Raw genomic sequence first — 13,038 nt, 5'->3', positions numbered from 1 at the left:
GCCACGCAGAACGCGCGGCGGCGCACGCACGACACGAAAAAACCCATAAAAAACAGTGGCTTGGCTGGTAGTGCCAATACCTGTATCGGCATTACCCGGCAAATGGGGGCACACACGATCGGCGCGCCGCACACATGCGCCGAAGTCGGCGTGCGGCGCTTTTCCGACGATCTCCTAGACTGTCTGTTCGCGCCGGGCGGCAGCACACTGCCGCCCGGCCATCACGATTTTCCGCGGCATCGTCTGCGAACGGGAACGAACGGGAGAACGGCATGCGGTACGAACTCTATTACTGGCCCGAGATCCAGGGCCGAGGCGAATACGTGCGGCTCGCGCTCGAAGCGGCCGAGGCCGGCTACGTCGACGTCGCACGCGAATCGGGACGCGGGATGGGCGTGGCCGCGATGATGCGGATGATGGACAGCACGAAGGCCGAATGCGTGCCGTTCGCGCCGCCGTTCCTGAAAGCCGGCGACGTCGTCGTCGGGCAGACCGCGAACATCCTGCTGTTTCTCGGCGCGCGGCTCGGGCTCGCGCCCGACGACGAAGCCGGCCGGCTGTGGGTGCATCAGCTGCAGTTGACCGTCGCGGACTTCGTCACCGAGATCCACGATACGCATCATCCGATCGGCAGCGGGCTGTACTACGAAGAGCAGAAGGCGGAAGCCGCCGAACGCTCGGCCGACTTCCTCGCGAACCGGCTGCCGAAATTCCTCGGCTATTTCGAACGCGTGCTCGAACAGAATCCGCACGACGGCGGCTTCATCGCGGGCAGCGCACTCACCTACGCGGACCTGTCGATGTTCCAGCTGATCGAAGGGCTGCGCTATGCATTCCCGAACGCGATGAAGCGCGCGGAGCGGAAAATCCCGGCGCTCGTCGGCCTGCACGACCGTGTCGCGCAGCATCCGCCCATCGCGCGCTATCTGGCGTCCGAACGGCGGATTCCGTTCAACGACATGGGGATCTTCCGTCACTATCCGGAACTGGACGCGTAGCGCCGTCGCTGCGAATCGAGCGCAGCGGTTGCAGCCGACTCGGCCGCTGCGGTCGTTCGGCGCGAAATCGGGCGTTGCGCGTTGCGCAACGACTCGACGCAGCAGCTCGGCCGTTCGGCACCGCGTGCACGCGCCGCAGCGTCACACGACGCTGCGCTTGATCGCCTGCAGTTCGGCCGTCGTCACGATCTTCTCGATCCGGAATCGCGGGCTCTCGAGGCACGCATTCGCGATCCGCCGGTACTCGTCGAGATCGTCGCACGCGAGCCGCACGAAAAAATCGAACGTGCCGCTGACGAGCCAGCAGTCGAGCACGGCCGGATTCGTACGCATCTCGTCTTCGAACGGCGCCTGCGAACGCCCGTGATCGGCCAGCGCGATCTGCGCGATCACGACGATCGGCTTGGTCGAACGCGGCGCGTTGATCACCGCGCGATAGCCGGCGATGATCCCGAGCGCTTCGAGCCGTTCGACGCGCGCCTGACACGGGCGGGACGTCAGATTCACGCGCTCGGACAGCTTCCGGTACGAAATCCGTCCGTCGGTGCGCAGGATGTCGAGAATCCGGAGATCGATCCGGTCGAGCTGCATCTTCTTGTCGGTCATCCGCGTTCGCTCCGTCGGTCGTGGCTCGTGCACGAATGATGGGAATCAGCGCGCGGGCGCTCCATTATCCGGCCGCCCGGGCCCCGCGCCAATCGGCTAGAACCGCAGCGACAGGCAAGTGAGAGCGCCGTCCATCTTGCGGAATTCGCCGATGTCGATCACGTGCAGCGGCAGCCCGAGCGACGCAAGCGCATCGTGCACGCGCGGATAGCCGGCCGGCGCGATCAGCGCGCCGTTCACGCGCAGCGTGTTGGCCGCGTATTCGTCTTCCTGCGCGACGGCGATGCGCCGGAAGCCGGCGAACGCCGGATGCGCGGCGAGCGCGTCGGCGACGAGCAGCGTGTCGTCGTCCAGCGCGTTGACCGCGGACTTCAGGTGCAGGCCCGCCGCGATCGGCACGGCGACCACCGAATAGCCGTAGCGCGACACGAGCGATTCGAACGCGGCAATGCCGTCGGCATCGGTGCGAGTCGACAGGCCGACATGGAAACGCTTGCCGGTCAGCATCACGTCGCCGCCGTCGAGCCGGCCCGCGCGCATCGGCAGCAGGTCGCGATGCGCGGCGAGCGCCGCTTCGACGTGTACCGTCTCGCCGCGCCGCGCGGGCGCGCCGGGCCGCGTGATCACCGCGAACTCCGGCGTCACGACGGCCACGTCCTCGACGAAATGCGCATCGGGAAAATCGTGCAGCGGCGGCAGTTCGGTCACCTCGACGCCGAGCGCCGTCAGCGCGTCGCAGTATGCGTCGAACTGCGCGAGCGTCTTCCGGTAGTCGGGCGCGCCGAGTGTCGCGGTGGTGAGGCCCGCGCCGCACGACGGCGCGGGGCGGCGAACGATCGCTCGAGTGAATTGCATCGGCTTCTCCTGGTCGTCGCGGCGCCGTGCGCGATATGCGCGACGGCGTTGCATGCGGACCATTATCGGAAGCCGAAACGGGCCGTTGGCGTCGATTTCTGCGGCACGCACAGCCGATTGCGTCGAATCGGCGCCGCGGCACGGCGGATTCGGCAGAGGTCCGTTCGCTCGCGGGCGAACACGCGCGTTCGCGCGCGCGCCGTCATTCGACAGCGCCCATCTGCGAACGCCCGAGCGCGGTCAGGTCGCGCTCGCCCGCGCGGCCGTCGAATTCGACTTCGAAATGGTCGGCCGGGAAATCGGGCGGGCTCTCGCCCCGCACGAACGCCGGCCACTGTCGTCGCAGATAAGCGTCGTTCTTCGCACAGCCGGGCGCGGCGGCGATGTACATCACGTTGCTGTCGCCGCTGCCGCGATGCGCGTCCTCGACCGCATGCACGACGTCGCCGTGCCAGAACACCGCATCGCCGGGCTCCATGTGCGGAATCGGCACCAGCGCGTCGAGCAGCAGCGCATGCCATTCGGGCAGGATCGACAGCGCGCGGCCGGGGCGTGCGCCGCACAGATCGTCGTCGGCGACGTCGTCCTGCAGCGCGCGCAGCACGACGTACGCCATCGCGTTCGCGACCGGAATCAGCTGCAGCGTGCCGTCGCCAGGACCCTGCGGCGTCAGCGCGGTCCAGCCCTGGAACGTGCGGAACATCGAGCACACGGCCGGCGACGGAATCTCCTCGACGTCCGGACGGAACGCCGCATCGAACGGATCGTAGTCGCGCCAGCGGCCGGCCAGCACATGGCGGTAGACCTGCCGGAAATTCGCGCCGAGCCAGCGTTCGACCGAGCCGCCGTCGACGTGCGGCGACAGCCCGAGCGACGTCGAACCGGGCGGCCGGCGGCGGATGCGGTCCGCATAGGTCGGCACGCGGTCGGGATCGAAATGCACGCGCGCGCCGTCCGCATGCCGCCACAGACGGTTCAGGAACACGCGCGCGTGCGTGAGCGCCGGCGATTGCCGCGCGGCGACCTGCGGCTTCGACCAGTAGACGCCGTAGATCTGCGGCTTGCTCGACGCGAGATTGCCGAAATAGCGGTCTTCGGCGCGCGCATCGAGCCGGTCAACGAAACGGTTCGCGTCGAGATAGGCGCCGATCTCGTCGTTCCAGTCGCGCGCCTGGTGCGTGTCGAACACGCCGCGAATCACGACCGCGCCGTGCGTGCGGATCGCGGCGATCGCGTGCGGATCGACGCTCGCGTTCGCGATATCCGCGTAGCGCAGCACCGGAATCACGTCGCGGCGTTGCGCGTGCGCGCGGCGGATCGCGTCGACCTGCCGCGCGATGTCGCCCTCCAGTTCGCGGAACGTATGCGCGTAGCCCGGCAGGCTCGCGCGCAGCGTCGCTTTCGCCATGCGGATCGCGGCGGGCAGATCGTCAATCGTCAGGCGCATCGTCGTCTCCTCGTTGATTCGTGTCGTGACGGTTGTCAGCGTACGGGCGCTGTGGTGGCGGTTTCACCGCTATTCGGCCAACAATCGATACAATCCTGACAACTGTGCGTCACGTGGGGCGATGGCGGACCGCGCACTGCTTGTTGCCGTCTGGATCGCGGAAATACGGGCCGTAGTCATTCGCGGTGATGTGCGGGTGCTGGCTTGGCGGCCGTTTGCGTGTATCGCCGGGCGGTAGCGCGAGCCCGGGATGGCTGGCGACGTGCGCGGGTGTCGGTGTGTCGGTGTGTCGGTGTGTCGGTGTGTCGATACATCGATACATCGATACATCGATACATCGATACATCGATACGTCGATACGTCGGCACGTCGATACGTCGGCACGTCGATACGTCGGCACGTCGGCACGTCGGCACGTCGGTACGTCGGTACGTCGGTACGTCGAACGCGATCGAGACACCGTTGGCCGGTTCAGGCGCGCGGCCGTCGAGCGGTCTGCCGAAGAAAAACAGCGGCCGGTCAATGTCGGCGCGCCTCCAGCCGCGCCCGCCGTCCGCTTCGCGACGCCCGAGCCGCCATCCGGGTTTCGCGCAAAGCGGCACATGGAAGTCGTACGCGGGCGCCGTGTCGTCGACGCCGCGCAATCGTATGAAAACCTGGCTTCGCGCCGTCGTGACGATCGAAAACGATCGTGCCGCGTACGGAGCCGCCCTTCTCCGGAGCCTGCGATGAAACCGCAGTACGAGCACGTGACGTTTGCACCCGGCTGTTCGATCCGCGTGTACCACCGGCAGCTCGCGCGCATCCCGTTCGAATGGCATCGCCATCCCGAATACGAGCTGACGCTCACGCTGAACAGCCGCGGCCGGCGCTTCATCGGCGATCACGTCGCGCGCTATGCGGACGAAGATCTCGTGCTCGTGCCGCCGAACCTGCCGCATACGTGGTCGTCGAACGCGCGCATCGACCGTCGCTCGCCCGAAGTCGCGGTGGTCGTCTGGTTCGACGGCGACTGGGCGCGGCGCGTTGCCGATTGCTGCCCCGAATACGCGTCGCTGCGCTCGCTGCTGCGACGCTCGGCGTCCGGCCTGCACTTCGATGCCGACACGGCGCGCGCGATGCGCGCGCGGCTGCCGCGACTGCTCGATCCGGCGCCGCGCGTACGCCTCGCCGCCGCGCTCGACACGCTCGCCGATCTCGCCGAAGCCGGCGGCGTACCGCTCGCGACCGCGCATGCATACGGCTCGCTCGGATCCGACGAAACGCGATCGCACGCCGACGCGACCGCGCCCGACGCCGAGCGCCTCGATCGCGTGCTCGACGCGATCGACCGGCACTTTCACGAGCCGCTGCGCATCGGCGCACTCGCCGCGATCGCGCACATGTCGGAGCGCACGCTGCAGCGGCTGTTCGTCCGGCATCTCGGCGAAAGCGTCGGCCGCTACGTGCAGCGGCTCAGGCTCGCGCACGCGTGCCGCCATCTGGTCGGCACCGACTGGCCGATCGCGACCGTGGCCGCGCGCTGCGGGATTCCGAATTCCGCGAACTTCAACCGCCAGTTTCTCGCCGCGCGCGGGATGACGCCGGGCGCGTACCGGCAGTTCTTCGTACAGCACGGCCGCGCACCGGACGCACCGGCGCCGGCGCTCGACACGCGGCCGCCGTCGCTCGAGCATCGCGCCGGGCGATCGCGCAAATGAAAACACCCCGGCGGGATAACCCGCCGGGGTGTCGTCGCGCTGCGATTGCCGGACACGATCGGCCTGCCGGCCGATCGCGCCGCACACGACTCAACGTGCGTCGATCGGCTTTGCTTCGCGCGGCGTGTCGCCGATGAACAGCTGACGCGGACGGCCGATCTTCTGCTCGGGATCGGCGATCATTTCGTTCCACTGTGCGATCCAGCCGACCGTACGTGCCATCGCGAAGATACACGTGAACATCGACGTCGGGATGCCGAGCGCGCGCTGCACGATGCCCGAGTAGAAGTCGACGTTCGGGTATAGCTTGCGCGACACGAAGTATTCGTCTTCCAGCGCGATCTTCTCGAGCTGCATCGCGAGCTTGAACAGCGGATCGTCGTGCAGGCCGAGTTCGTTCAGCACCTCGTAGCACGTTTCGCGCATCAGCTTCGCGCGCGGATCGTAGTTCTTGTACACGCGGTGGCCGAAGCCCATCAGCTTCACGCCCGAATTCTTGTCCTTCACCTGCTTGATGAATTCGGGGATGTTGTCCGGCGTGCCGATTTGCTCGAGCATGTTCAGCGCCGCTTCGTTCGCGCCGCCGTGCGCCGGGCCCCACAGACACGCGATACCGGCCGCGATACACGCGAACGGATTCGCGCCCGACGAACCGGCCAGACGGACGGTGGACGTCGACGCGTTCTGCTCGTGGTCGGCGTGCAGGATCAGGATGCGGTCGAGCGCGCGGACGAGCACGTCGTTGACTTGATACTCTTCGCACGGATTCGAGAACATCATCCGCATGAAGTTCGCGCTGTACGACAGGTCGTTCTTCGGATAGACGAACGGCTGGCCGATGCTGTACTTGTACGCCATCGCGACGAGCGTCGGCAGCTTCGCGATCATGCGGATCGCCGACACTTCACGGTGACGCGGATCGTTGATGTCGAGCGAGTCGTGGTAGAACGCGGACAGCGCGCCGACCGCGGCGACCAGGATCGCCATCGGGTGCGCGTCGCGGCGGAACCCGCGGAAGAAGAAGTGCATCTGCTCGTGCACCATCGTGTGCTTCGTGACGGTATCGACGAATTCCTTCTTCTGCGCGGCGTTCGGCAATTCGCCCTTCAGCAGCAGGTAGCAGGTCTCGAGGAAGTCGGCGTTCTGCGCGAGGTTGTCGATCGGGTAGCCGCGATACAGCAGCTCGCCCTTGTCGCCGTCGATGTACGTGATCGCCGAATTGCACGACGCCGTCGACATGAAGCCCGGGTCGTACGTGAACTTGCCGGTCTGGCCGTACAGCTTGCGGATGTCGATCACGTCCGGGCCCATCGTGCCCTTGTAGATCGGCAGTTCGACGCTCGGCGAATTGTCGCTGAACGATAGCGTGGCTTTAACATCAGACGGAGTCATGGCACATCCTCAATCGAAATAAAGAAACGGGATTCGATAACGGGCACAACGTATTACGCATCCGCGTCAAACGTTGCGCAGCATCTCCAACAGCCGGTGAACGTCCGGGCTGTCAAGGTCGCCCTCTGGTTCCTTGCGCGCGAGGAGCAAGTCCATCAGGTCGTTGTCGCTCAGATCGAGCAGGCGCGACAACGCGCCCACGTCTGCATCGGTGAGGTCATGCTCGTGTCGGCTGAAGAAACGCTCGAAGACGAGATCGTTCTCCAGCAGACCGCGCCGCGCGCGCCAGCGAAGGCGCGCGCGGCGGTGCGGGTCGGATTGATGCGAGTCGTCGCTCATCACGACCTTAAACCGCGCGGCGGACCATCAGTTCCTTGATCTTGCCGATCGCCTTCGTCGGGTTCAGGCCCTTCGGGCACACGTCGACGCAGTTCATGATCGTATGGCAACGGAACAGACGGTACGGGTCTTCCAGATTGTCGAGACGCTCGCCGGTCGCCGTATCGCGGCTGTCCGCGATGAAGCGGTAAGCCTGCAGCAGGCCGGCCGGGCCGACGAACTTGTCCGGGTTCCACCAGAAGCTCGGGCACGACGTCGAGCAGCTCGCGCACAGAATGCACTCGTACACGCCGTCGAGCTCGTCGCGCTCTTCCGGCGACTGCAGACGCTCCTTCTCCGGCGGCGGCGCGTCGTTGATCAGGTACGGCTTGATCGAGTGATACTGGTTGAAGAAGTGCGTCATGTCGACGATCAGGTCGCGCACGACGGGCAGGCCCGGCAGCGGGCGCAGCACGATCTTCTGCGGCAGGTCGTTCAGGTTCGTCAGGCACGCGAGACCGTTCTTGCCGTTGATGTTCATCGCGTCCGAACCGCACACGCCTTCGCGGCACGAACGGCGGAACGACAGCGTCTCGTCCAGTGCCTTCAGCTTGACCAGTGCGTCGAGCAGCATGCGTTCATGCTGGATCTCGAGCTCGTACGTCTGCATGCGCGGTGCCGCGTCCTTGTCCGGATCGTAGCGGTAGACTTCAAAAATGCGTTTTGCCATTTCGGATTCCTTTGACTCGGCTTAGAACGTGCGCGGCTTCGGCGGCACGGATTCGACCGTCAGCGGCTTCATTTGAACGGGCTTGTAGTCGAGGCGGTCGCCTTCGCTGTACCACAGCGTGTGACGCAGCCAGTTTTCGTCGTCGCGGTGCTCGTAGTCGCTGTGCGCGTGCGCGCCGCGGCTTTCCTTGCGCGCTTCGGCCGACACCATCGTCGCGCGTGCGACCTCGATCAGGTTCTCCAGCTCGAGCGCTTCGACGCGCGCGGTGTTGAACACCTTCGACTTGTCCTTCAGGTGGATGTGCTCGACACGCTGCTTCAGGCCGTCCATCAGTTCGACGCCTTCCTTCAGCAGCGCCGACGTGCGGAACACGCCCGCGTGCTTCTGCATCGTCGCGCGGATGTCGTTCGCGACGTCCTGCGTGTATTCGCCCGAGCTCGACTTGTCGAGCTTGTTCAGGCGCGCCAGCGAGAACTCGCCTGCGTCGGCCGGCAGCGGCTTGTGCTCCTTCTGCTTCTTCACGTGCTCGACGATGTGGTTGCCGGCCGCACGGCCGAACACCACGAGGTCGAGCAGCGAGTTCGTGCCGAGACGGTTCGCGCCGTGCACCGACACGCACGAGCATTCGCCGACCGCGTAGAAGCCGTTGACCGGCTCCTTGTGATCGCGCGACGTGCCGACGACCTGACCGTGGATGTTGGTCGGGATGCCGCCCATCTGGTAGTGGATCGTCGGGACGACCGGAATCGGCTCCTTGATGCAGTCGACGTTCGCGAACTTCAGCGCGATTTCGCGGATCGACGGCAGACGCTTCATGATCGTCTCGGCGCCGATGTGCGACAGGTCGAGCAGCACGTGGTCCTTGTTCGGACCGACGCCGCGGCCTTCCTTGATTTCCTGGTCCATCGAACGCGACACGAAATCGCGCGGCGCCAGATCCTTCAGCGTCGGCGCATAGCGCTCCATGAAGCGCTCGCCGTTCGCGTTGCGCAGAATGCCGCCTTCGCCGCGCACGCCTTCGGTGATCAGCACGCCCGCGCCGGCCACGCCGGTCGGGTGGAACTGCCAGAACTCCATGTCCTGCAGCGCGATGCCCGCACGCGCGGCCATCCCGAGACCGTCGCCGGTGTTGATGAACGCGTTCGTCGACGCCGCGAAGATCCGGCCCGCGCCGCCCGTCGCGAACAGCGTCGTCTTGCCTTCCATGATGTAGACGTCGCCGGTTTCCATTTCGAGCGCCGTCACGCCGAGCACGTCGCCGTCCGCGTCGCGGATCAGGTCGAGCGCCATCCATTCGACGAAGAACTGCGTCTTCGCTTCGACGTTCTGCTGGTACAGCGTGTGCAGCAGCGCGTGGCCGGTACGGTCGGCCGCCGCGCACGCGCGCTGGACCGGCTTCTCGCCGTAGTTCGCGGTGTGGCCGCCGAACGGACGCTGATAGATCGTGCCGTCCGCGTTGCGGTCGAACGGCATCCCGAAGTGCTCGAGCTCGTACACGACGTTCGGCGCTTCACGGCACATGAATTCGATTGCGTCCTGGTCGCCGAGCCAGTCGGAGCCCTTGATCGTGTCGTAGAAGTGGAAGTGCCAGTTGTCTTCGCTCATGTTGCCGAGCGACGCGCCGATGCCGCCCTGCGCGGCCACCGTGTGCGAGCGGGTCGGAAACACCTTCGACAGCACGCCGACCGACAGGCCCGCACGCGACAGTTGCAGCGCCGCGCGCAAGCCGGAGCCGCCCGCGCCGACGATCACGACGTCGAACTTGCGACGCGGGAGGGAAGTTTTGATTGCAGCCATTCTTTACACTCTCCAGAGAATCTGCGCGGCGTAGCCCGCACATGCGAGCAGCCAGACGATGGTCAGCGATTGCAGCAGCAGGCGCACACCGACGGGCTTCACGTAGTCCATCCAGATGTCGCGCACGCCGACCCACGCGTGATAGAAGAGGGAAAGCAGCGTCACGAAGGTCGCGAGCTTCATCCATTGCGCGGAGAAGATCGACGCCCAGCCTTCGTACGAGAAGTCGTGCGCGCCGAAGAACAGGACGAGCAGAATGACCGTGTAGACCGCCATGATCGTGGCGGTGACGCGCTGCGCGAGCCAGTCGCGCAGGCCGTAGTGCGCGCCGACGACGAGGCGCTTCGAGCCGATTCGGTTGTTGGCTGCCATTTTCTTAGAATGCTCCGAACAGTTTGAGTGCCATGGCGATCGTCAGCGCGATCGAGACGACGAAGACGACGATTGCCGTCCGCTTGCCGCCTTCCTTCGTGACGGCGTCGTGATTGACGTCCATCAGCAGGTGGCGAATGCCGGCGCAGAAATGGTGGAAGAACGCCCAGGACAACACGAGGACGATCAGCTTGACGACGATGTTGGAGAGGAAGGCCTTGAAGACTTCGAAGCTGAGCTCGGACGTGAGGCTCTGATCGAAGAGGAATAGCAGGAACGGGAGGAACAGGAACAGCAGCGCGCCGCTGACTCGATGGAGGATCGATAACTTCGCCGCCAGCGGCAGGCGATATTTCATCGTGATGTCGCCGAATCCGATGTTCCGGAATTCCGGCCTCGGCTTTCTTACTGCGTCAGTCATGCTAGACCCCTACTTATGTTGTCACACTAATCCGCGATTTTAGCGCCTTTTCATATCGCGCTGCAGCGAAAGACTGCTCTGGATCGTTACGCGAACGAGAACAAAGGCGGCCCGAAACGTGCTTCGCGGACGTGGGGGAACGCGAACGCACGATGCTTGTGCCGATACATCGTCAGCTCAAATCGTTGTGATAGTAGTACCCGGTCGTCACGTACCAGCCGCGCCGCACTTCGACCGGCCGATCGCCGTACGTGTAGGACACGCGATCGACCGACAGCAGCGGAAAGCCGGCCGGCACGTGCAGCAGATCGGCCACCGAAGGCTCCGCGGCGACCGCGCGGATCTTCTCCGTCGCGCGGATCATCCGCGTGCCGAACTCCGCCTCGAACATCGCGTAGAGCGGCCCCTTGTACTCGCTGAGCCGCTCGAACGTGAGCCCGCGGAACATCGCGCCCGGCAGCCAGATCTCGTCGAGCACCGTCGCGTCGCCCTCGAACTCCAGCAAGCGGCGCACTTGCACGACGGGATCCGCGGGCTTCAGCTCGAGCTGCCGCGCGATCTCGGCCGGCGCGCGCAGACGCCGGCATTCCAGCAGGCGGCTCACGTGCGCGTGCTCGGCACCGTCGTCGGCCAGCAGACGGAGAAAGCGGAACTGCGCGCGATCTTCATTGTGCGTTGCAACAAACGTACCCTTGCCCTGACGCCGCACGACGAGGTTTTCGGCGGCCAGTTCGTCGATCGCCTTGCGCACCGTGCCCTGGCTCACCTTGTAGCGGGCCGCGAGTTCCACTTCGCTTGGAATGATCTCGCCCGGCTTCCATTCGCCGCTTTCGAGGCTCTGCGTGATCAACGACTTGATCTGCTGGTATAAAGGGCTGAACGTCGGCGACGGCGGCACCGCCGATGCCGGCGCGGAATCGGCCGCGCCCGGCTGCCCTGGGCTGCCTGCGCCGGTCGGATTCGCGGTGTTCGCCTGGTTCGATGTCATGGCGCGCATTTCATCACAAACCGCACTTTTCCGTCCACTCAAATTCCGCAAAACATCTGTCTTATATAAGACATATGATACCGTTTGACTTTGGCCGCTTCGGCTCCTACACTCCGGGGCGAGCAAGGGTTCGCGGGTGCAATTACGCGTCCCCGGCTACGTGCCACGGCCGTCTCCAGGTTCACCGCGTCCGCCTTCGCGAGTCCTCCGCCCTGCTTCAATGCAACGCTACGCGTAACGCGCATAGAATGGCGTTTTGCCTAGCGTCCACCGCTTCACCCGTCCTGGAGATTTTCAATGGCTAAGCCCGCAAAGCGCGTTGCCGTCACCGGCGCCGCAGGTCAAATCGCTTACTCCCTGCTGTTCCGCATCGCCAACGGCGACCTGCTCGGCAAGGACCAGCCGGTCATCCTGCAACTGCTCGACCTCCCGCAAGCCCAAGCCGCCGTCAAAGGCGTCGTGATGGAACTCGACGATTGCGCGTTCCCGCTGCTCGCGGGCGTCGTGATCACCGACGATCCGAAGGTCGCGTTCAAGGACGCCGACGTCGCGCTGCTGGTCGGTGCACGTCCGCGCTCGAAGGGCATGGAGCGCAAGGATCTGCTGTCGGCGAACGCCGAAATCTTCACGGTGCAGGGCGCGGCGCTGAACGAAGTCGCGAGCCGCGACGTGAAGGTGCTGGTCGTCGGCAACCCGGCGAACACGAACGCGTACATCGCGATGAAGTCGGCGCCGGATCTGCCGAAGAAGAACTTCACGGCGATGCTGCGCCTCGACCACAACCGCGCGCTGTCGCAGCTCGCGGCCAAGTCGGGCAAGCCGGTCGCATCGATCGAGAAGCTCGCGGTGTGGGGCAACCACTCGCCGACGATGTACCCCGACTTCCGCTTCGCGACCGCCGAAGGCGAATCGCTGCTGAAGCTGATCAACGACGACGCATGGAACCGCGACACGTTCATCCCGACCGTCGGCAAGCGCGGCGCCGCGATCATCGAAGCGCGCGGCCTGTCGTCGGCAGCGTCGGCGGCCAACGCGGCGATCGACCACGTGCGTGACTGGGTGCTCGGCACGAACGGCAAGTGGGTCACGATGGGCATTCCGTCGGACGGCTCGTACGGCATCCCCGAAGACATCATCTACGGCGTGCCGGTCACCTGCGAGAACGGCGAATACAAGCGCGTCGAAGGGCTCGAGATCGACGCGTTCTCGCGCGAGAAGATGGACGCCACGCTGGCCGAGCTGCTCGAAGAGCGCGACGGCGTCGCCCACCTGCTGAAGAACTAAGCACGAAGTGCGCGGCCGGGCTGCCCGCGGGCGGTCCGGCCGCCGCGGCAGCCGGCATGCGGCCGGCCGCCGCCGTCCCGATCCGATCCGCGCCCGTTTTGCCGCGTCGCGCACCGCGCCGCCGGACAGA

At 65.7% G+C, this 13,038-nt stretch carries 13 protein-coding genes; 3 read left to right on the top strand and 10 right to left on the bottom strand.

Translation table 11 applies throughout. The annotated features are described in order from the left end of the window. The first annotated feature begins 272 nt into the window (after positions 1-272). Complete coding sequence (locus BUB20358_RS02530) at positions 273-998, top strand: glutathione S-transferase (protein ID WP_035973707.1); 726 nt, start codon at positions 273-275, stop codon at positions 996-998. Positions 999-1,139: 141 nt separating this feature from the next. Here BUB20358_RS02530 and BUB20358_RS02525 read toward each other — a convergent pair whose 3' ends face one another. The 3 genes from BUB20358_RS02525 to BUB20358_RS02515 all read right to left on the bottom strand — a co-directional run bounded on the left by BUB20358_RS02525 (position 1,140) and on the right by BUB20358_RS02515 (position 3,906). After that, positions 1,140-1,604 carry an Lrp/AsnC family transcriptional regulator gene (locus BUB20358_RS02525; protein ID WP_035973705.1) on the bottom strand — a complete coding sequence of 155 codons (465 nt, stop codon included), beginning with the start codon at positions 1,602-1,604 and terminating at the stop codon, positions 1,140-1,142. Between the two features lie 96 nt (positions 1,605-1,700). Next, entirely contained in the window at positions 1,701-2,459 is a 759-nt protein-coding gene (locus BUB20358_RS02520) for a dimethylarginine dimethylaminohydrolase family protein (RefSeq protein ID WP_035975131.1), read from the bottom strand. A 202-nt stretch (positions 2,460-2,661) separates the two neighbouring features. Beyond that, positions 2,662-3,906 carry a DUF1479 domain-containing protein gene (locus BUB20358_RS02515; RefSeq protein WP_035973703.1) on the bottom strand — a complete coding sequence of 415 codons (1,245 nt, stop codon included), beginning with the start codon at positions 3,904-3,906 and terminating at the stop codon, positions 2,662-2,664. A 728-nt stretch (positions 3,907-4,634) separates the two neighbouring features. On the opposite strand from BUB20358_RS02515, the gene BUB20358_RS02510 reads away from it, so the two are divergent. Continuing rightward, positions 4,635-5,606, top strand: coding sequence for a helix-turn-helix domain-containing protein (locus BUB20358_RS02510; RefSeq protein ID WP_035973698.1), 972 nt, complete (start codon positions 4,635-4,637; stop codon positions 5,604-5,606). 90 nt (positions 5,607-5,696) lie between these two features. Here the strand turns inward: BUB20358_RS02510 and gltA are convergent, their stop codons facing one another. The 7 genes from gltA to BUB20358_RS02475 form a co-directional block, all read right to left on the bottom strand. Next, entirely contained in the window at positions 5,697-6,998 is a 1,302-nt protein-coding gene (gene gltA, locus BUB20358_RS02505; RefSeq protein ID WP_006765537.1) for a citrate synthase, read from the bottom strand. A 66-nt stretch (positions 6,999-7,064) separates the two neighbouring features. Then, a complete protein-coding gene (locus tag BUB20358_RS02500) occupies positions 7,065-7,337 on the bottom strand; it encodes an FAD assembly factor SdhE (protein ID WP_006765536.1) in 273 nt (90 codons plus the stop codon). A 7-nt stretch (positions 7,338-7,344) separates the two neighbouring features. Beyond that, on the bottom strand, positions 7,345-8,046 hold the full coding sequence (locus tag BUB20358_RS02495) for a succinate dehydrogenase iron-sulfur subunit (RefSeq protein ID WP_006479352.1): 702 nt from the start codon (positions 8,044-8,046) through the stop codon (positions 7,345-7,347). Between the two features lie 21 nt (positions 8,047-8,067). Continuing rightward, a complete protein-coding gene (gene sdhA, locus BUB20358_RS02490) occupies positions 8,068-9,843 on the bottom strand; it encodes a succinate dehydrogenase flavoprotein subunit (protein ID WP_006765535.1) in 1,776 nt (591 codons plus the stop codon). A gap of 3 nt (positions 9,844-9,846) precedes the next feature. Further along, the gene (sdhD, locus tag BUB20358_RS02485) at positions 9,847-10,215 is read right to left on the bottom strand and encodes a succinate dehydrogenase, hydrophobic membrane anchor protein (protein WP_006399546.1); all 369 of its coding nucleotides are present in this window, start codon (positions 10,213-10,215) and stop codon (positions 9,847-9,849) included. Positions 10,216-10,219: 4 nt separating this feature from the next. Next, positions 10,220-10,636 (bottom strand): succinate dehydrogenase, cytochrome b556 subunit, encoded by a 417-nt coding sequence (gene sdhC, locus BUB20358_RS02480; protein WP_006765534.1) that lies wholly within the window; start codon positions 10,634-10,636, stop codon positions 10,220-10,222. Positions 10,637-10,808: 172 nt separating this feature from the next. Further along, the gene (locus BUB20358_RS02475) at positions 10,809-11,633 is read right to left on the bottom strand and encodes a GntR family transcriptional regulator (RefSeq protein ID WP_081293646.1); all 825 of its coding nucleotides are present in this window, start codon (positions 11,631-11,633) and stop codon (positions 10,809-10,811) included. Positions 11,634-11,921: 288 nt separating this feature from the next. Between BUB20358_RS02475 and BUB20358_RS02470 the strand changes: the two genes are divergently transcribed. Then, positions 11,922-12,908, top strand: a complete 987-nt coding sequence (locus BUB20358_RS02470; RefSeq protein ID WP_006765532.1) for a malate dehydrogenase — start codon at positions 11,922-11,924, stop codon at positions 12,906-12,908. Positions 12,909-13,038 lie beyond the last annotated feature (130 nt).

The organism is Burkholderia dolosa (genome assembly GCF_902499135.1).
GTDB classification, from domain to species: Bacteria; Pseudomonadota; Gammaproteobacteria; order Burkholderiales; family Burkholderiaceae; genus Burkholderia; species Burkholderia dolosa.
Note: the sequence above shows the minus strand (reverse complement) of the source record. Positions and strands in the feature narration are given on the sequence as shown.